The following is an 18384-nucleotide window of genomic DNA, read 5'->3' as shown; positions in this document are numbered from 1 at the left end:
TTACCTACTGAAGCAGAAATTGCAGGCACCAAGGCTTCTATTAAATTAACTTCCAGATTTTATGAACCCTCTGCTAAAATTTTGTACTACGACTTTTCAATTAAAGAGGCTGTTGAAATTGCAGTTGAAAAAACGGAAGGGTGGGGCTATCAATACGAAGCGCAGCATGTTAACAATTGTTTACAACAAGGGTTAACGGAAAGCCCGGTGATGACACATGAACTTACGCTTACATTAATGGAAACACTTGATTCAATTAGAAGTATTGCCGGGATAAAGTATCCTCAAGATGTATAATCATCAAAAAGTAGTATTTCTATACATTTCCAATTTTCAGTTTGTAGCGTTGCTTTTTTGTAATATATTAGGATACATTTTTCACTAAAAAATCTTGTATGAAAAAATTATTCGGTGGGTTATTTTTAGTAATGGCCATGCTGGTAATTGCTCCTTCACTGTCACAGGCGCAAACTACAGCAATCAAAACAACTAAACAAACCAAAACTCAAAAAGCAAAAGCAACTAAAACCAAAGCTGCAACACAAACAGCAGCACCTGCCACCCCTCCTGCTACAACTTCCAAACCAACTACTAAGCCTCCAAAAACCGTAACCAAAGTGGCTCCTTCAACAGCTGCAGCCGGCAATGACAAAGTAATTGGGAAAGATGATAAAGGCAGAACCATTTACGAAGGCAAGCGTGGCGGGCATTATTACATTAATTCAAATGGAAACAAAACCTACATTAAAAAGAATTAATGTAATCATTTATCACCGCACCATTATACTAAATATTTTGTTGCGGTGATGTTTTTAATATTGTTCGTACCAGTCAAAATATTTTTTTATAATATTTTCTTTTTCTTCCTGAATGTGTTTCAATAAGGCCCTTCCAATGGCCGAGTGTTTTTTCCCTTTCCGCCAAATTAGTTGCCAATTAGTAATTATTGGAAAGTTTTGCAATGGAATAATTTGTAAACTTTTGTTCATTAACTCATTCTTTATTCCAATTAAAGGCATGATTGAGCTGCCTAAACCGGCTAATACAGCCTGCTTCACTGCTTCATTCGATGTTAATTCCATTTTTTGATGTACAGTTATATTTTTTTCTGCAAAAAAACTTTCCATCGTCAAACGGGTACCGCTACCTTGTTCTCTGAAAATCAAAGGTATTTTTTCCAGTAATGAAAGTGAATGCTTTTTAGGTGAGAATATTTGTTGTGTGTTATTAATCAAATACAATTTATTTTTCAGTAATGGAATATTTTCTATTGCCATGTTTTCGGGCAAAACGGAAACCATGGCAAAATCAATGTCATTATTTTCTAAACTTTCTAACACTTTTGCTTTATTGGTCACATCAAGGCTTAGCGCAATACCGGGATGGTGTTGTAAAAATCCTTCTAGAAAATAAGGTATAACATATATGCCCGTAGAAACCGCAGCTATTTTTAATTTGCCACTTAATAAACCCTTGTATTCTTGCGTTTTATAATCAATTGCATGTACTTCGTTTAAAATATTATTCGCTGCTGCTGCAATTTCTTTTCCAAATTCTGTAACGTATAGTTTCCGCCCAATTATTTCGGTTAAGGGTAATTCAAATTGATCTTGTAAGTTTTTTAATTGAATAGAAACAGCAGGTTGGGTTAAATTTAATTCTTCTGCAGCCTTCGTAATACTTTCCGTTTTGGCAATTGTTGTAAAAACCAAAAGTTGATGTAAGGTGTAATTCATAAATTATTTTAATCAATTTCATTATAAAGATAAATGAAACGAAATGATATAACGGCAATACTTTTGCGCCGAAATTAATTTTTATGAAAACAATTACAATAGCGAAAGGCGATGGTATAGGTCCGGAAATAATGGATGCAACCTTAAAAATTATTAAAGCTTCGGGTGCGGCTGTTCAATTTGATGAAATTATGGTGGGTGAGAAAGTGTACTTATCCGGAAATACTTCCGGAATTCAGCCGCAGGCATGGGAAAGTATTTTAACGAATAAGGTTTTATTAAAGGCGCCCATTACAACACCGCAAGGTGGAGGTTACAAAAGTTTAAACGTTAGTATTAGAAAAACACTGGGGTTATTTGCCAATGTGCGTCCCTGTAAAAGTTTACATCCCTTTGTTTCTACATTACATCCAAATATGGATGTGGTTATTATACGCGAAAATGAAGAAGATTTATATGGGGGAATTGAACATCAGCAAACAGATGAAGTGGTTCAATGTTTGAAGTTGATTTCGCGTCCGGGCTGTGAACGTATTATACGTTATGCATTTGAGTATGCTAAAGTATATGGGAGAAAAAAAGTAGCTTGTTTTGTAAAGGATAATATTATGAAACAAACAGACGGTTTGTTTCACAAAGTGTTTGATGAAATAGCAAAAGAATATCCTTCCATTGAAAGTAAACATTTAATAGTGGATATTGGTGCTGCTCGTTTAGCTAACCAACCCGAATTGTTTGATGTAATTGTGATGCCGAATTTATACGGAGATATATTATCTGACGTAGCTGCTGAAATCACCGGATCAGTAGGATTAGCCGGATCAGCTAATATTGGCAGTTCTTGTGCCATGTTTGAAGCTATTCACGGTTCTGCTCCTGATATTGCAGGAAAAAATATGGCTAACCCATCCGGTTTAATTCAAGCTGCGGTTTTAATGTTAAATCATATTGGTGAAAATGAAGCGGCTTCTTCTATTCAAAATGCTTGGTTAACCACTATTGAAGATGGTATTCATACAGCAGATATTCATAAGCCGGGGATTAGTAAACAGGTGGTTGGAACGAAAGAGTTTGGTGAGGCAGTGATTGAAAGATTAGGTAAGCAACCTGTTCAATTACCTAAGGTACATTACACCAATGGCATTACGTTGTCAATTCCTCCCTATCAGCGGAAGGCACCTGCTGAAAAACAATTAACCGGAATTGATGTTTTTGTTGATTGGAAAGGTACCCATGCTGAAGAATTAGCGAAGCAATTACAAACCTTAAATACACCGGAACTAACTTTAACCATGATTACCAATCGGGGAACGAAGGTTTGGCCAAATGGCTTTGATGAAACTTTTTGTACCGACCATTGGCGTTGTAGATTTTATGCAACTCCAAACACAAAATTGAACAAAAAACATATTCTGCAACTGCTTTTTTCTGCCAATGAAGCAGGTATAGATGTTATTAAAACAGAAAACTTATACATATTTAATGGTGTTCGCGCCTTTTCATTAGGGCAGGGTGAGTAAATGAAACTTAATTTAAAAGCATAAGTCAATTCTCATAGTAATAAAATTTGTGCATGTATTTCTACGAACATTTGTTAGTATTTAAAAAAGGGCTTATTTTTTGAATAAATTTTAAAAAACTATCTATTTGTCTGTAAAATTTACGAATTTTACACTCCCCATTTTGGGGAATGTAGTTTTTTAAAAATTTTCTCCATGCCGAACACACCATCTTCATTGTTTGATAAAGTATGGGATGCACATGTGGTACAACACATTGATAATGGTCCCGATGTGCTTTTTATTGATCGTCATTTTATTCACGAAGTAACCAGTCCGGTTGCTTTTTTAGGATTAAAAAATCGCGGACTTTCCGTAATGTTTCCCGATAAAACTTTTGCAACTGCCGATCATAACACTCCTACAATCCATCAGGATCAGCCTGTAAAAGATCCATTATCAGCTAATCAATTAAAAGCATTAGAAGAAAATACTGCAAAGTATGGCATTTCACATTGGGGTTTGGGAAATCCTAAAAATGGTATTGTTCATGTTGTAGGTCCCGAAAATGGTATTACGTTGCCCGGTATGACCATTGTATGTGGCGATTCACACACCTCAACTCATGGGGCATTTGGTTGTATCGCATTTGGTATTGGTACTTCTGAAGTTGAAATGGTACTATCCTCACAATGTATTATGCAACCTAAGCCTAAAAAAATGCGTATTCATGTGAATGGCCAATTGGGAAAAGGTGTTTTGCCAAAAGATGTGGCTTTATACATTATTTCTCAAATAACGGCTAGCGGTGCTACAGGATATTTTGTTGAATATGCTGGCGAGGTTTTCCAAAATATGAGCATGGAAGGCCGTATGACGGTATGTAATATGTCAATAGAAATGGGTGCACGTGGTGGTATGGTTGCACCTGACGATACCACATTTGCGTATTTAAAAGGTAGAGAAAAAGCCCCAAAAGGTGCTGCTTGGGATTCTGCTTTAGCTTATTGGAAAACGCTGAAAACCGATGAAGGAGCTGTTTTCGATAAAGAGTTGTATTTCAATGCTGCCGATATTGAACCTCAAATTACCTATGGTACCAATCCGGGCTTAGGTACCGGAATTTCTAAAAAAATTCCTGCCGCTACACAAATGGCGGGTAGTGAGGCATCTTACAAAAAATCGTTGGAATACATGGGCTTTCAAGAAAATGAGGCCATTTTGGGAAAAAAAGTGGATTACGTGTTTTTAGGTAGTTGTACCAACGGACGTATTGAAGATTTTCGTGCTTTTGCTACAATAGTAAAAGGTAGAAAAAAAGCAGAACATATTACTGCTTGGTTAGTACCCGGTTCACATATTGTAGAACAACAAATTAGAGAAGAAGGTATTTTAGATATTTTAAACGAAGCAGGTTTTCAATTACGTCAACCCGGATGTAGCGCTTGCTTGGCTATGAATGATGATAAAATACCTGCTGGCAAATATGCTGTTAGTACCAGTAATAGAAATTTTGAAGGACGGCAAGGCCCTGGTAGTCGTACTCTTTTAGCCAGTCCTTTAGTAGCTGCTGCAGCTGCTGTTACCGGAGTAGTTACTGATCCAAGAACTTTATTGCAATAATTAGAATTTAATTTTATGGCTTACGATAAATTTTCTGTTTTAAAAAGTACAGCAGTTCCCATGCCCATGGAGAATATAGATACTGACCAAATTATACCTGCACGTTTTTTGAAAGCTACGGAGCGCAAAGGTTTTGGCGATAATTTGTTTCGCGACTGGCGTTATAATGCCGATAATACACCTAAAAAAGATTTTGTTTTGAATAACCCTATTTATTCAGGAAAAATTTTAGTAGGGGGTAAAAATTTTGGTAGTGGCAGTAGCCGCGAACACGCTGCTTGGGCTATTTACGATTATGGTTTCCGTTGTGTAGTATCCAGTTTTTTTGCTGATATTTTTAAAAATAATTCTCTAAACATCGGTATACTTCCTGTACAAGTAAGCCCAGAGTTTTTACAAGCTATTTTTACTGCAATTGAAGCTAACCCCAATGCTGAATTTGAAGTGAATCTTCCCGACCAAACTTTTACCATTCTCGCAACTGGTCAGCAATCTTCATTTGAAATTAATGCTTACAAAAAACATAATTTGTTAAATGGGTTTGATGATATTGATTATCTGCAATCTATAAAACCTGCCATTCAAGTGTTTTCCGAAAAAAGTTTTTATTAATTGCTAATACACCAAGTGCTTTCACCCTAGCACAAAATGTACAAACTTATGCATGAAGAAAAAACACAATACATTGAAATCATGGATACTACCCTGCGTGATGGGGAGCAAACCAGTAGTGTTTCATTTTCGGCATTAGAAAAATTAACCATAGCTCAATTGCTTTTAACAGAAGTAAAAGTTGATAGAATTGAAATTGCTTCTGCAAGGGTTTCGGAAGGAGAGTTTTTGGCCGTTAAAAAAATTACGCAATGGGCTGCAGAAAATAATTGTTTACATAAAATAGAAGTACTCACTTTTGTTGATGGCGATACTTCCGTTAATTGGATGTTGCAAGCAGGAGCCAAAGTAATGAATTTGCTTACGAAAGGCTCATTGAACCATTTAACACATCAACTTAAAAAAACGCCTCAACAACATTTTGCTGAAATTGCTTCTGTAATTCAATTAGCACGCAATAACGATATTGATTGTAACGTGTATTTGGAAGATTGGAGTAATGGTATGCGGCACTCAAAATCGTATGTGTTTGAATATCTTGATTTCTTAGTGCAGCAACCTGTGAAGCGCATTTTATTGCCCGATACATTAGGTATTTTAACGCCCTCTGAAACTTTTGAATATATTTCGTCAATTGTTCAACGCTATCCTAATATTCACTTCGATTTTCATGCACATAACGATTACGATTTAAGTATTGCCAATGTTTTAGAAGCTGTTAAAGCAGGAGCAAAAGGTTTACATTTAACGGTTAATGGTATGGGTGAACGGGCTGGTAATGCCCCTTTAGCTAGTGCTATAGCTGTTTTAAACGATTATGCAAAAAATGTAAAAACCAATGTTGTTGAAAAATCATTGTATACCATTAGCAAATTAGTGGAAACTTTTTCCGGTTTTAGAATTCCCGTAAATAAACCGGTAGTGGGAGAAAACGTATTTACTCAAACTGCAGGTATTCATGCCGACGGCGATAAAAAAAATAATTTATACTTTAATGATTTATTGCCCGAACGCTTTGGTCGCCAACGACAGTATGCCTTAGGTAAAACAAGTGGTAAAGCCAACATTGAAAATAATTTACAGCAGTTAGGCATTCAATTGTCTGAAGAAGATTTAAAAAAAGTTACTCAGCGCATTATTGAACTTGGTGATAAGAAGGAAGTTGTAACACAATCAGACCTGCCCTATATTTTGTCCGATGTATTGGATAGTAATTCCATAGAAGAACGTGTGCATATTGAAAACTATGTGCTTACACATTCAAAAAATCTTCGCCCTTCTGTAACACTTAAAATTAATATGGAAGGTGAAATTTATGAACAACATGCACAAGGTGATGGTCAGTATGATGCATTTATGAATGCACTAAAAACTATCTATGCGCTTAAAAAAAGAGAGTTGCCTCAATTAACCGACTATGAAGTTCGCATACCGCCCGGAGGAAAATCCGACGCATTGTGTGAAACCATTATTACTTGGTTCTATCAAAATAGAGAATTTAAAACCCGAGGGTTAGATAGCGATCAAACCGTTTCAGCTATTAAAGCCACACAAAAAATGTTGAATCAGATTTAAAGTTTATATGCAATGGCCAATAAAAAAATTTTAGTAGTGCCCGGTGATGGCATAGGAAAAGAAGTTACAGCAGTAGGAAAGTTAGTTTTAGATGCTATTGCACAAAAATACCATCATCAATTTAGTTATGATACTGCTTTAATTGGGCATGTTGCTATTGATGTTACCGGTACCCCATTGCCGGATGAATCGCTTGCAAAAATGAAACAAAGCGATGCTGTGCTTTTTGGTGCTGTTGGACATCCTAAGTATGATAATGACCCCACTGCTAAAGTTAGACCTGAGCAGGGTTTGCTAAAAATGCGTAAAGAACTGGGTTTATATGCCAATATTCGTCCCATAAAACTATTTGATGAATTATTAGATGCTTCTAGTATTAAACCTGAGATTTTAAAAGGTGCTGATATTTTGTTTTTTCGTGAATTAACCGGTGATATTTATTTTGGTGAAAAAGGCAGAAAGAACAATGGCAATACCGCTTTCGATATTGCTGAATATAGCCGATATGAAATTGAACGAATTGCCCGTAAAGCATTTGATGCCGCGCGTACCAGAAGAAAAAAACTATGTTCGGTTGATAAAGCCAATGTTATTGAAACCAGTCGCCTTTGGCGTGAAGTAGTGCAGCAAGTAGCATTAGATTATCCTGATGTTACGGTTGAGCATCAATTTGTAGATGCTACTGCCATGCTGTTAATTAAAGAACCTACTCGTTTTGATGTTGTTGTAACGGCTAATTTGTTTGGTGATATATTAACCGATGAAGCTTCACAAATTGCCGGTTCTATGGGTATGTTGGCCTCTGCTTCCATAGGCGATGGAACCGGTGTGTATGAGCCCATTCATGGTTCTGCACATGATATAACCGGTAAAGGTGTAGCCAATCCTTTAGCATCTATATTATCGGTTGCATTAATGTTGGATATTAGTTTTGGTTTAACAACTGAATCGAATGCGGTAATTGCCGCAGTAGATGCAGTTTTAAAAGCAGGTTATCGTACCCGCGATATAGCTAATTCATCTACCCAGTCCGCTAATATTGTTGGTACTGAGCAGATGGGACAATTAGTATTAGAGTATTTGAAATAGTTTTTATTTCATCTAGTTAATGTACTGCATTTATTTTTGGTCATTTTTTAAAGCACTAGTAAAACTGCATAATGATTAAACTTTGTAATTGGTTAAAAATTTCACCCACACCAACACATTTTGCATTTCATTGTTTTTAATGGCAGCTTTATGTTGTATGCCTTCTAAAAAGAAGCCATTTTTTTGCAGTACTTTAACAGAAGCCACATTTTTTTCAAAAACGTAAGCCTCAATTCTATAAAACTTTTGTTGTTGCCGTATTAACTGTAATAGTTGCTCAACCGCTTTTGTTGCAATTTGTTTTCCCCAAAATACTTCCCCAATAAAATAACCTATTTCGGCAATGTGCCTCCGTTCATTTTCCTGGGGTACATAACCAATACTACCTGCCAATTCATTATTATACCAGATGGCAAAATTTGTGGCTTTGCTTGTTTGTAAATGCGCATCAATCCATTTCAATGCATCAGTAAGTGTATAAGGCTGCGGAAATGAATCGCGCACCTGCATAAATATTTTTTTATTATCTGCTATATTGGCTAATGCAGCAGCATCATTTTTGTTCCAGGGTTTTAATGTTATACTGGTGTTAATATATTTTTCTTTATTTGACAAGAAAAGAAACGTTTAAATATTACGAATGATTGGGTGTTTCAATTTTGCGGGTTAAATATTGCGTATAATCTGGAATACCTAATTCATAGGTTTCATGCATAAAGGGCGAAGTCATTAAAAAATCTGCAGTTGCTCTATCACAGGCCATGGGTATATTCCATGCTACACATAAACGCAATAACGCTTTTACATCGCTATCGTGTGGTTGCGCTTCCATGGGATCCCAGAAAAATATCATGATATCAATTTCCCCGGTAGCAATCATGCTTCCAATTTGTTGATCACCTCCCAATGGACCACTTAATAATTTTTTTACCGGACGATCTAATGCCGCTTCAATCAATTTTCCTGTTGTTCCGGTTGAAATAAGTTCATGTTTTGCTAAAACTTCTTTATTGTATTCGGCCCACGCTATTAAATCACTTTTTTTATTATCGTGTGCTACCAAAGCAATTCTTTTTCTTTTTGCCAATAACCGAAAATTTGCCATACAATCCATTGAATGTTTGAGCTATGAAGATACAATTTGCCGAGAAGAAATAATGTACACAAATAAAAAAGCCATCCTTCAAACGAAAGATGGCTTTACACTTACTAACCTGTTAAATCCAAAAAAACTTATGCTTTTGCTGCCACAGTTTCTACAGCACTATTGGCTTCTAAAATTTTTGCTCTAATTTTTCCTTCAATTTCATTAGCCAATTCGGGATTGTCTTGCAATAATTGTTTCACTGCATCGCGACCCTGACCTAATTTGTTGTTATCATAACTAAACCAACTACCGCTTTTTTGTACAATTCCCAATTCAACACCCATATCAATTATTTCACCAATCTTGCTAATGCCTTGTCCAAAAATTATATCAAATTCAGCGGAACGGAAAGGTGGGGCTACTTTGTTCTTAACCACTTTTACTTTTACTCTGTTACCAATTGCTTCATCACCATCTTTTATTTGCGCAATGCGGCGTATATCTAAACGAACGGATGAATAAAATTTTAAAGCATTACCACCGGTTGTTGTTTCCGGATTGCCAAACATTACTCCAATTTTTTCGCGCAATTGGTTAATAAAAATACAAACGGTATTGGTTTTGCTAATGGTGGCCGTTAGTTTTCGCAAGGCTTGGCTCATTAAACGGGCTTGTAAACCCATTTTGCTGTCGCCCATTTCACCTTCTAATTCGCCTTTAGGCACTAAGGCTGCAACAGAGTCAATAACTACTACATCTAAAGCACCGGAAAGGATTAATCGATCCGCTATTTCCAAAGCTTGTTCTCCATAATCCGGTTGTGATATTAAAAGATTGTCAACATCAACACCTAATTTTTGCGCATAATTACTATCAAATGCATGTTCTGCATCTATAATGGCACAAATGCCTCCTTTCTTTTGCGCTTCAGCAATTACATGGGTAGCAATAGTGGTTTTACCGGATGACTCAGGTCCATATATTTCAATTACTCTTCCTTTGGGTAATCCGCCAATACCTAAGGCAATATCTAAGCCAATTGAACCGGTTGAAACCACTTCATTCAATCGTTCCGGTTTTTCGTTCATCATCATAACACTTCCCTTGCCATAATCCTTATCAATCTTGTCTATAGTAAGTTTCAGTGCTTTCAGTTTATCTGCATTACTCATATGAATTATTTTCTTCCAAAATTAATAATGCCACGAAGTTAAGGAAATAAAATTACACACACTAATATTTTTAGCAAAATTTGCTAAAAATATTATTTAATTATTTTGTTGGGCTTAAAAATTGTGCTTGTATAAATAAAACTTCCGCCGTATTTTACTATTCTTCAATCAACTCAAAACCTGCGTAGCCATCCATTTACCCTAAAACATCCTGTCATGAAAAAAATACTTATTTGGGTTGGGGCTTTGTTGCTGCTAATTATAGCTGCAGTGTTTATTTACCTGCAATATGTATTGCCTAATGTTGGTAGTGCCCCACAATTAACAGTAGATATTACTCCGCAACGCGTTCAGCATGGTGCTTATTTGGCCAATCATGTTACGGTTTGTATGGACTGTCATTCCACCCGTAATTGGCAAAAATATACCGGCCCTATTACACCAGGCACAGAAGGTAAGGGCGGCGAATATTTTGGTGAGGAGCTTGGCTTTCCGGGCAAGTTTTATTCAAAAAATATAACACCCGCTAATTTAGGTTCTTGGACCGATGGTGAAATTTATCGGGTAATTACCACTGGTGTTGATAAAAACGGACATGCTATTTTTCCGGTCATGCCTTATCCATATTATGGCAATATGGATAAAGAAGATGTATTGGATATTATTGCTTATATACGTTCGCTACATCCCATTCAAAATGTTATTCCTCCTCGTTCCATTCAATTTCCTATGAATTTGATTTTAAACACTATTCCTCAAAAAGCCGTACCCATGACCAAGCCTAATCTCGCTGATACTTTTGCTTATGGAAACTACTTGGTAAGTATTGCTGCCTGTATGGAATGCCATACCAAGCATGAAAAAGGTAATTTAATAAGGGAAATGGCTTTCGCCGGTGGCCGATTATTTAAAATGCCCAATGGTAATCTTTACTCTGCCAATATTACCCCCGATAAAGAAACAGGGATTGGTAATTGGACTCGGGAAAGTTTTATTGCCCGATTCAAAACCTATGGCGATACCGCAAATTTAGAAACCATGACTGACAAAAAAATAAATACGGTTATGCCTTGGTCCATGTATGGAGGTATGGATACAAGTGATTTGGCCGCAATTTATGCTTATTTAAAAACGCTAAAACCCTTGAAAAATAAAGTACAACATTTTCAAACAATAAGTATGAAATAATTTTTCAAAAATTGTTCTAATGCTTATATCTTAGTCGGAAATCAAATTTAATTAAAATTAAATATATCTATCTTGTTGGTTCTTTAATACAGCTTATTCATCCATTCATCCTTCATTTATTCGCTGCCGGGTAATTTTGGTTATATTAGCAACCAAACTTCAACCCGCTGTTTCAATGATAAAACCAATAGTTTATGCCATTGCCGGCTTTATTTTTACATTAGTGGCATGCCATGCGAAAAAAGAAAAAAGCACTACTAAGGCAACCAATACTTCCATACCTATAGTAGATGTTTTAATTGCTACGCCACAATCTATTGTTTCACAAATTGAAGCAAATGGTACCGTAGTAGCCAATGAATATGTTGAATTAAGACCTGAAGTAAGTGGTCGATTAACTTTTTTAAATGTACCGGAAGGAAAACTGATAACCAAAGGAACAGTGGTTGCTACAATTAATGATGCCGATTTACAAGCTCAGTTGGCTAAATTAAAAGTACAATTGCAGTTGGCTGAAATTACGGAACAACGGAATAAAAAACTACTCAATATAAATGGTATCAATCAGAGTGATTATGATGCATCGCTCAATCAAGTAAAAAGTATTCAAGCCGATATTGCTTATACCCAGTCATTAATTGATAAAACCATTATAAAAGCACCTTTCGATGGTACAATGGGTTTACGACAGGTTAGTCCCGGTGCTTATGTTACTCCGGCATCAGTTATTGCTACTTTGCAGCAATTAAATCGTTTAAAAATTGATTTTACCATGCCTGAGGAATATGCTCGCTATATTCGCAAAGGCAATACCGTTATCGTTAAAAGCGATGCTGCAGAAAAATCTACTCAAAAAGCAACCATTATTGCTGCAGAACCTCAAATAAATACCGCCACTCGAAACATTAAAGTTCGGGCTTTATTAGACGAAGGTGGGGTTAATCCCGGTGCATTTGTGAAAGTAATTGTAGCTACCAATAATGATAAAAAAGCCATTTTGGTACCAACGAACGCATTAATCCCCGACGATAAAAATAAGCAAGCAGTATTGGTTAAAAATGGGAAAGCTTTTTTTGTAAATGTAGAAACAGGCGTTCGGCAAGCCGATGCCGTTGAGGTTGTAAAAGGCATTCAAAAAGGCGATACGGTGGTAGTTACGGGTGTGTTATTTGCAAGACCACAAAATGCTGTTCAAATAAGAAGTGTAAAGCAGTTGTCCGAATTTTCTAATTAATGGTATTGTATTTCAAAACATTCAAGTTGTATTAATTCATGAATATATCTGCCCTTTCATTAAAGCGTCCTGTATTGGCAACGGTAATGAACCTCATTATTATTTTATTTGGTATAGTGGGGTACACATTCCTGGCCGTACGCGATTATCCGGCAATTGATCCGCCAATCATCACCGTTTCAACGAATTATACCGGTGCTAATGCCGATATTATTGAAAGTCAGATTACAGAGCCGCTTGAAAAGCAAATTAATGGTATTCCCGGTATTCGTTCCATTTCATCAACCAGTAGTTTAGGCAGTAGCCAAATTACGGTTGAATTTAATTTAGGTACTGATTTAGAAGCTGCTGCAAGTGATGTTCGCGATAAGGTGGGCCAGGCACAACGCAGCTTACCCCAAGATATTGATGCGCCGCCTACAGTTTCTAAAGCTGATGCAAACAGCGATTTTATTCTGATTCTTGCTGTACAAAGCCGAACCAAAAGTTTATTGGAGTTAAGTGATTATGCGGAAACTGTTTTACAACAACAATTGCAAACCATTAAAGATGTTAGTGCCATTAACATATTTGGACAAAAGCGTTATGCCATGCGTATTTGGTTAAATCCATCTAAAATGTTGGCACATAATGTGGCTTTTACTGATATAGGTGATGCATTGAAAACTGAAAACATTGAACTGCCACCCGGTAAAATATATGGTAATAATACGGAAATGGTTATTCGTACCATGGGTAGGTTAACCAATGAACAACAGTTTCGCGATTTAATTATAAAAGAAGATTCATCAGGAATTATTCGATTAAATGATGTGGCTCGTATTGAATTAGGTCCTGAAAATTTGGAACAATCATGGAAATACAATGGCGTCAATGCAGTAGGGTTAGCCATTATTCCGCAACCCGGTGCCAATAACATTGAAATTGCCAATGAATTTTATCGTAGATTAAAACAAATTGAAGCATCTAATAAATCCGATATTCAGTTTCATGTATTAATTGATAATACGGTAAACATTCGTAAAAGCCTTGCCGAAGTAAAAGAAACTTTACTCATTGCCTTTGGGCTTGTGGTATTGGTTATTTTCTTTTTCTTCCGTAATTGGTTAATTGCATTGCGCCCATTAATTGATATTCCCATTTCATTAATTGGAACTTTCTTCGTGATGTATATTGCCGGGTTTTCCATTAATATTCTTACTTTATTGGGCATTGTATTGGCCACGGGTTTGGTGGTTGATGATGGGATAGTTGTTACAGAAAATATTTTCAGAAAGTTAGAGGAAGGAATGCCCATTCGAAAAGCTGCATTAGAAGGCAGTAAAGAAATTTTCTTTGCAGTTATTTCAACCTCTATTACACTTGCAGTGGTGTTTTTGCCCGTTATATTTTTAGAAGGTTTTGTAGGGCGTTTATTTAGAGAGTTTGGTGTTACTTTGGCAGCAGCAGTGCTAATTTCTGCTTTTGTTTCGCTAACTATAACACCGGTACTAAATGTTTACTTAAATACAAAAAATGCACATGAAGGATGGTTTTATAAAAAAACTGAACCATTTTTTACAGGCATGGAAGCATTCTATCAACGTGCCTTGAAAGGATTTATGAAAATTAGATGGATGGCCTGGGTAATTGTTGCCATTTGTTTTGTTTTAATTGGTTTGCTCATGCGCAATTTGCAATCGGAATTAGCACCTGTTGAAGATCGCAGCAGTATTCGCTTTGTAGTTACAGCCCCTGAAGGAACCAGTTATAATTACATGGTTAATTTTATAGATAATTTTGCTAATTATTTATACGATTCAATTCCTGAACGCGATTTTGTATTTGCTCGCACACCTGCAGGTCCGGGTAGTAATACATCACAACCTCGCTTAGGCTTAATAGAACCAAATTTGCGAACTCGCAGCCAGGCAGATATTGTAAATGATTTACAAAAAAAATTACCTCAATTTAATGATGCCCGCATTTTTGCCATACAAGAACAAACCATTTCCGTTGGTTTGGCTTCAAGAGGGTCATTGCCTATTCAATTTATTATTCAAAATCAGGATTTGAATAAGTTGAAAAGTATTTTACCGCAATTTCTGGAAGTGGTGCGAAAAGATAAAACCTTTGCTAATGCCGATGTAAATATAAAGTTTAATAAGCCTGAAGTTAGATTGACGGTTGATAGAATGAAGGTGAAAGATTTAGGATTAACTACGGCGGATGTGGTGGGTGCCATACAGGCTGCCTTTAGTGGTGGTAGGTTGGCTTATTTCATTATGAATGGTTATCAATATCAAGTAATTGCACAAATTGACAGAGAAGGTAGAAATAATCCGGATGATATAAAGAATATTTTTCTTCGAACAAAATCAGGCAATGTAGTTCCATTAGATGCAGTTGTGCATTTAGAGGAAAACAGCAATCCTGCTACGCTATATCATTTTAATCGTTATAAATCAGCTACTATATCAGCATCATTGGCCGAAGGCAAAACCATTGGTGATGGTATCAATGCCATGCAAAATATTGCCAATCGCCTGCTCGATGAAACGTATCACACTGCTTTAAATGGCCCATCCCGCGATTATGCTGAAAGTTCATCCAACATCTTATTTGCATTTATACTTGCGTTAATACTCATTTATTTGGTGCTGTCTGCACAATTTGAAAGTTTCTTGGATCCATTCACCATCATGTTAACGGTGCCTTTAGCATTAGCCGGTGCTTTATTAAGTTTATTACTGTTCCATCAAACCCTTAATATTTTTTCTGAAATTGGAATGATTATGTTAATTGGATTGGTAACTAAAAATGGAATTTTAATTGTGGAATTTGCCAATCAAAAACGTGAAAATGGATTAGCTAAAGAAACTGCTGTTGTGCAAGCTGCTACACAAAGGCTACGCCCCATTTTAATGACCAGCTTAGCTACCTCATTAGGTGCATTACCAATTGCACTCAGTTTAGGTGCTGCATCAACCAGTCGTATTCCTTTGGGTATTGTGGTTGTAGGTGGAATTCTGTTTTCGTTAATTTTAACCTTGTTTGTTATTCCGGCCGTTTATACGTATATCTCAGGAAAACATGAACAAAAACAGTTTGAAATTATTGAATAACTTTTCTGTTGAATTTCATGAAAACTGATGCACATCAGTATTTTTTACCAATGGCAGTTTTTAAATTTGTACCATGCGTTTAGATATTGCAAACATTCGGAAAGATTATAAACTTCAATCGTTAAACGAAAGCGATTGTGCCTACAATCCATTTGAGCAATTTGAAAAATGGTGGCAACAAGCAATACATAGTGAAATTGAGGAAGTAAATGCCATGACGTTGGCTACTGCCACTAAAACCGGATTACCCAGTGCCAGAATTGTGTTGTTAAAAGATTACAGTAAGGATGGCTTTGTTTTTTTTACAAATTACAACAGCCACAAGGGGCATGAATTAGCAGAGAATCCTCATGCTGCATTGGTGTTTTTTTGGAAAGAATTGGAAAGGCAAATTCGTATAGAAGGAATAGTTGAAAAAGCATCGGTTGAAGAGAGTGATACTTATTTTCAACAAAGGCCAGAGGGCAGCCGTATTGGCGCATGGGCTTCACCTCAAAGCCGGGTGATTAAAAACAGAAATGAAATAGAATTAGCTGTTCAAAAACTAACACAACAATATGAAGGTGGATTTATTCCTCGCCCTAATTTTTGGGGTGGTTTTTGCGTAAAACCGGTAATGATGGAGTTTTGGCAAGGTAGAAGTAATCGATTACACGATAGAATTCAATATAATTTACAAGCTAATGGCAGTTGGGAAAAAGTACGTTTAGCACCCTAACGGTTTGGTATTGACTAAGCATAACAAATTCTTCCCATAAACATAAACGTTTTTCCCTAATTTATAAATGTTCGCTTAACCATAGGGTTAGTTTCGCATCACTTAATTAACCCTTTATGGCTTATAATTTCTTGTCGAATAAATCCCTACGTAATTGGCATCGTGATATTGGCTATTTTTTTGTGGGATTAATTATTGCTTTTGCTGTTTCAGGTATTGCACAAAACCACCGAAAACTTTGGAAGCCCGATAAATATTTGTATGAATATAAGAAGTTGTCATCTGCATTTTCAGGCGCGGCACATAGTATTCAAAAGCAGCAGCTGCAAGCTTTTGGCGACGCGCAACAATTGGGAAAACTTTTGCGTTCAGATTCCAGAAATGATAGTACTGTGGTGGCTGTTTTTGCCAATGCAGATATAACGATACATTTGGAAAATGGCATGGTTGAGATGAACTTATGGAAACCCAAACCGGTGTTGGCGCAAATGGCATTTTTACACAAGTTTACGGGCAACTGGTGGATTTGGTATTCCGATATATTTGCCCTTGGTTTAATTTTTATTACCGTTAGTGGTATGTTTTTAATGCGAGGGAAGTATAGTTTCAAAAAAAGAGGTTGGTGGTTGGCGCTTATGGGCATAATTTTTCCCATTGTTATTTTGTTTTTGTTTTACCAATAACAATGGGAAAAGCATTGGTGCTGTTAAATGTCAATATTTATTTATTGTAGCAATTGTCTAATTTCAGGGCTAGTATAATCGCCCATACCCACTTGTTGATGAATAATTTTACCGTTAGCATCAAAAATAAATGTGGTAGGAATTCCTTCAACATTGAATAATTGGGGTAGTTCCTGCGCAGGATAATAAACCGGAAGCGTGTATTTTTTATCTTTTACATACTGTAAAGCTTTATTGAAATCATCATCCATTGAAAGAAATACAAAGGCAACTTTGCTGCTATCAGTTGTGCTGTATAAGGTTTGTAATGAAGGCATTTCAGCGCGGCAGGGCGGGCACCAGGTAGCCCATAAGTTCACCAATATTTTTTTTCCTTTAAAAGTATCTTTTAAATTCACAACTTTCCCATTGGCATCTTTTATGCTAAAGGTCGGCAAGGCATCAGCGTTGGTGTTATTGTTGGCTGTAGTTGCATTGCTTGTACTTGCATTGGTGCTTTGTACAGGTTCATTACTCGATTGATTGTTTTTACAGGCAGTTAAAGTAATGCCTGCCGTTATCATTAGCATTACAAACCCGTTTGTGAAAAATTTATTATGTAACATATTGATAGTTTTTAAATGAAATGAAGTTATTGCGAATTAGAATTGCATTGCGTACAAAGCCCTTTAATTAAAACATCTGTTTGTTGAATTTTGAATCCTTTGGGTAAAATTATTTTGGGTGTGTTTATATGATCTAAGCAAAATGTGGTACTACATTGGTTACAGATGAAATGAATATGGTCATCATGGTGGTGCCCTTCTGAACAATCATCTTTGCACAATGCATATAAAATAGAATTGTCGGGGCTAGGAATAGTGTGAATTAATCCTTTTTCTACAAAAATTTGCAGCGTTCTGTAAATAGTTACCCTGTCAAATTGCTCCCCTGTTTTTTCTTCAATAGCTGCATGAGTTAATGCACCATTCGCTTCATGAAATAATTCTAAAATAGCCGATCGACAAGGTGTAATACTTAAATTGTTTTTCCTTAATATGTTGGTAAAAAAATTATTCATATGA

At 36.2% G+C, this 18384-nt stretch carries 18 protein-coding genes; 12 read left to right on the top strand and 6 right to left on the bottom strand.

From position 1 onward, the window contains the following. On the top strand, positions 1 to 297 hold a 297-nt coding region (locus ACP5P5_RS05760; protein WP_428285152.1), incomplete at its 5' end, for a hypothetical protein. 98 nt (positions 298 to 395) lie between these two features. Beyond that, on the top strand, positions 396 to 758 hold the full coding sequence (locus ACP5P5_RS05755; protein WP_428285151.1) for a hypothetical protein: 363 nt from the start codon (positions 396 to 398) through the stop codon (positions 756 to 758). Positions 759 to 812: 54 nt separating this feature from the next. Here the strand turns inward: ACP5P5_RS05755 and ACP5P5_RS05750 are convergent, their stop codons facing one another. Further along, the gene (locus tag ACP5P5_RS05750; RefSeq protein WP_428285150.1) at positions 813 to 1736 is read right to left on the bottom strand and encodes a LysR family transcriptional regulator; all 924 of its coding nucleotides are present in this window, start codon (positions 1734 to 1736) and stop codon (positions 813 to 815) included. Positions 1737 to 1819: 83 nt separating this feature from the next. Between ACP5P5_RS05750 and ACP5P5_RS05745 the strand changes: the two genes are divergently transcribed. The 5 genes from ACP5P5_RS05745 to leuB all read left to right on the top strand — a co-directional run bounded on the left by ACP5P5_RS05745 (position 1820) and on the right by leuB (position 8134). Further along, entirely contained in the window at positions 1820 to 3256 is a 1437-nt protein-coding gene (locus tag ACP5P5_RS05745; RefSeq protein ID WP_428285149.1) for an NADP-dependent isocitrate dehydrogenase, read from the top strand. A 195-nt stretch (positions 3257 to 3451) separates the two neighbouring features. Beyond that, complete coding sequence (gene leuC, locus ACP5P5_RS05740) at positions 3452 to 4858, top strand: 3-isopropylmalate dehydratase large subunit (RefSeq protein ID WP_428285148.1); 1407 nt, start codon at positions 3452 to 3454, stop codon at positions 4856 to 4858. 15 nt (positions 4859 to 4873) lie between these two features. Beyond that, positions 4874 to 5470, top strand: a complete 597-nt coding sequence (leuD, locus tag ACP5P5_RS05735) for a 3-isopropylmalate dehydratase small subunit (protein ID WP_428285147.1) — start codon at positions 4874 to 4876, stop codon at positions 5468 to 5470. A 48-nt stretch (positions 5471 to 5518) separates the two neighbouring features. After that, a complete protein-coding gene (locus ACP5P5_RS05730) occupies positions 5519 to 7045 on the top strand; it encodes an alpha-isopropylmalate synthase regulatory domain-containing protein (RefSeq protein WP_428285146.1) in 1527 nt (508 codons plus the stop codon). A gap of 12 nt (positions 7046 to 7057) precedes the next feature. Next, a complete protein-coding gene (leuB, locus tag ACP5P5_RS05725; protein WP_428285145.1) occupies positions 7058 to 8134 on the top strand; it encodes a 3-isopropylmalate dehydrogenase in 1077 nt (358 codons plus the stop codon). A gap of 75 nt (positions 8135 to 8209) precedes the next feature. Here leuB and ACP5P5_RS05720 read toward each other — a convergent pair whose 3' ends face one another. From ACP5P5_RS05720 to recA, 3 genes are all read right to left on the bottom strand, one after another. After that, on the bottom strand, positions 8210 to 8749 hold the full coding sequence (locus ACP5P5_RS05720) for a GNAT family N-acetyltransferase (RefSeq protein ID WP_428285144.1): 540 nt from the start codon (positions 8747 to 8749) through the stop codon (positions 8210 to 8212). Positions 8750 to 8768: 19 nt separating this feature from the next. Further along, on the bottom strand, positions 8769 to 9239 hold the full coding sequence (locus ACP5P5_RS05715) for a methylglyoxal synthase (protein WP_428285143.1): 471 nt from the start codon (positions 9237 to 9239) through the stop codon (positions 8769 to 8771). Between the two features lie 128 nt (positions 9240 to 9367). Then, positions 9368 to 10393 (bottom strand): recombinase RecA, encoded by a 1026-nt coding sequence (recA, locus tag ACP5P5_RS05710; RefSeq protein WP_428285142.1) that lies wholly within the window; start codon positions 10391 to 10393, stop codon positions 9368 to 9370. A gap of 216 nt (positions 10394 to 10609) precedes the next feature. Between recA and ACP5P5_RS05705 the strand changes: the two genes are divergently transcribed. From ACP5P5_RS05705 to ACP5P5_RS05685, 5 genes are all read left to right on the top strand, one after another. After that, complete coding sequence (locus tag ACP5P5_RS05705; protein WP_428285141.1) at positions 10610 to 11581, top strand: c-type cytochrome; 972 nt, start codon at positions 10610 to 10612, stop codon at positions 11579 to 11581. A gap of 175 nt (positions 11582 to 11756) precedes the next feature. After that, positions 11757 to 12815 (top strand): efflux RND transporter periplasmic adaptor subunit, encoded by a 1059-nt coding sequence (locus ACP5P5_RS05700; protein ID WP_428285140.1) that lies wholly within the window; start codon positions 11757 to 11759, stop codon positions 12813 to 12815. A 38-nt stretch (positions 12816 to 12853) separates the two neighbouring features. Further along, positions 12854 to 15919 carry an efflux RND transporter permease subunit gene (locus tag ACP5P5_RS05695; protein WP_428285139.1) on the top strand — a complete coding sequence of 1022 codons (3066 nt, stop codon included), beginning with the start codon at positions 12854 to 12856 and terminating at the stop codon, positions 15917 to 15919. Between the two features lie 73 nt (positions 15920 to 15992). Then, the gene (pdxH, locus tag ACP5P5_RS05690; RefSeq protein ID WP_428285138.1) at positions 15993 to 16637 is read left to right on the top strand and encodes a pyridoxamine 5'-phosphate oxidase; all 645 of its coding nucleotides are present in this window, start codon (positions 15993 to 15995) and stop codon (positions 16635 to 16637) included. 116 nt (positions 16638 to 16753) lie between these two features. Beyond that, complete coding sequence (locus ACP5P5_RS05685; RefSeq protein WP_428285137.1) at positions 16754 to 17320, top strand: PepSY-associated TM helix domain-containing protein; 567 nt, start codon at positions 16754 to 16756, stop codon at positions 17318 to 17320. A gap of 41 nt (positions 17321 to 17361) precedes the next feature. Here ACP5P5_RS05685 and ACP5P5_RS05680 read toward each other — a convergent pair whose 3' ends face one another. Both ACP5P5_RS05680 and ACP5P5_RS05675 read right to left on the bottom strand, forming a co-directional pair. Then, on the bottom strand, positions 17362 to 17925 hold the full coding sequence (locus ACP5P5_RS05680; RefSeq protein WP_428285136.1) for a TlpA family protein disulfide reductase: 564 nt from the start codon (positions 17923 to 17925) through the stop codon (positions 17362 to 17364). A 26-nt stretch (positions 17926 to 17951) separates the two neighbouring features. Further along, positions 17952 to 18380, bottom strand: coding sequence for a Fur family transcriptional regulator (locus ACP5P5_RS05675; protein WP_428285135.1), 429 nt, complete (start codon positions 18378 to 18380; stop codon positions 17952 to 17954). Positions 18381 to 18384: the final 4 nt, after the last annotated feature.

This window comes from Hydrotalea sp. (assembly GCF_049968455.1).
Lineage (GTDB): Bacteria > Bacteroidota > Bacteroidia > Chitinophagales > Chitinophagaceae > Hydrotalea.
The sequence above is the reverse complement of the archived record's forward strand: the minus strand, read 5'-3'. Positions and strand labels throughout refer to the sequence as shown.

Excerpts from the sequence above, each read along its gene's own strand:
- ACP5P5_RS05755 (WP_428285151.1), top strand. The coding sequence starts at position 396 with ATGAAAAAATTATTCGGTGGGTTATTTTTAGTAATGGCCATGCTGGTA.
- ACP5P5_RS05750 (WP_428285150.1), bottom strand. The coding sequence starts at position 1,736 with ATGAATTACACCTTACATCAACTTTTGGTTTTTACAACAATTGCCAAA.
- ACP5P5_RS05745 (WP_428285149.1), top strand. The coding sequence starts at position 1,820 with ATGAAAACAATTACAATAGCGAAAGGCGATGGTATAGGTCCGGAAATA.
- leuC (WP_428285148.1), top strand. The coding sequence starts at position 3,452 with ATGCCGAACACACCATCTTCATTGTTTGATAAAGTATGGGATGCACAT.
- leuD (WP_428285147.1), top strand. The coding sequence starts at position 4,874 with ATGGCTTACGATAAATTTTCTGTTTTAAAAAGTACAGCAGTTCCCATG.
- ACP5P5_RS05730 (WP_428285146.1), top strand. The coding sequence starts at position 5,519 with ATGCATGAAGAAAAAACACAATACATTGAAATCATGGATACTACCCTG.
- leuB (WP_428285145.1), top strand. The coding sequence starts at position 7,058 with ATGGCCAATAAAAAAATTTTAGTAGTGCCCGGTGATGGCATAGGAAAA.
- ACP5P5_RS05715 (WP_428285143.1), bottom strand. The coding sequence starts at position 9,239 with ATGGCAAATTTTCGGTTATTGGCAAAAAGAAAAAGAATTGCTTTGGTA.
- recA (WP_428285142.1), bottom strand. The coding sequence starts at position 10,393 with ATGAGTAATGCAGATAAACTGAAAGCACTGAAACTTACTATAGACAAG.
- ACP5P5_RS05705 (WP_428285141.1), top strand. The coding sequence starts at position 10,610 with ATGAAAAAAATACTTATTTGGGTTGGGGCTTTGTTGCTGCTAATTATA.
- ACP5P5_RS05700 (WP_428285140.1), top strand. The coding sequence starts at position 11,757 with ATGATAAAACCAATAGTTTATGCCATTGCCGGCTTTATTTTTACATTA.
- ACP5P5_RS05695 (WP_428285139.1), top strand. The coding sequence starts at position 12,854 with ATGAATATATCTGCCCTTTCATTAAAGCGTCCTGTATTGGCAACGGTA.
- pdxH (WP_428285138.1), top strand. The coding sequence starts at position 15,993 with ATGCGTTTAGATATTGCAAACATTCGGAAAGATTATAAACTTCAATCG.
- ACP5P5_RS05685 (WP_428285137.1), top strand. The coding sequence starts at position 16,754 with ATGGCTTATAATTTCTTGTCGAATAAATCCCTACGTAATTGGCATCGT.
- ACP5P5_RS05680 (WP_428285136.1), bottom strand. The coding sequence starts at position 17,925 with ATGTTACATAATAAATTTTTCACAAACGGGTTTGTAATGCTAATGATA.
- ACP5P5_RS05675 (WP_428285135.1), bottom strand. The coding sequence starts at position 18,380 with ATGAATAATTTTTTTACCAACATATTAAGGAAAAACAATTTAAGTATT.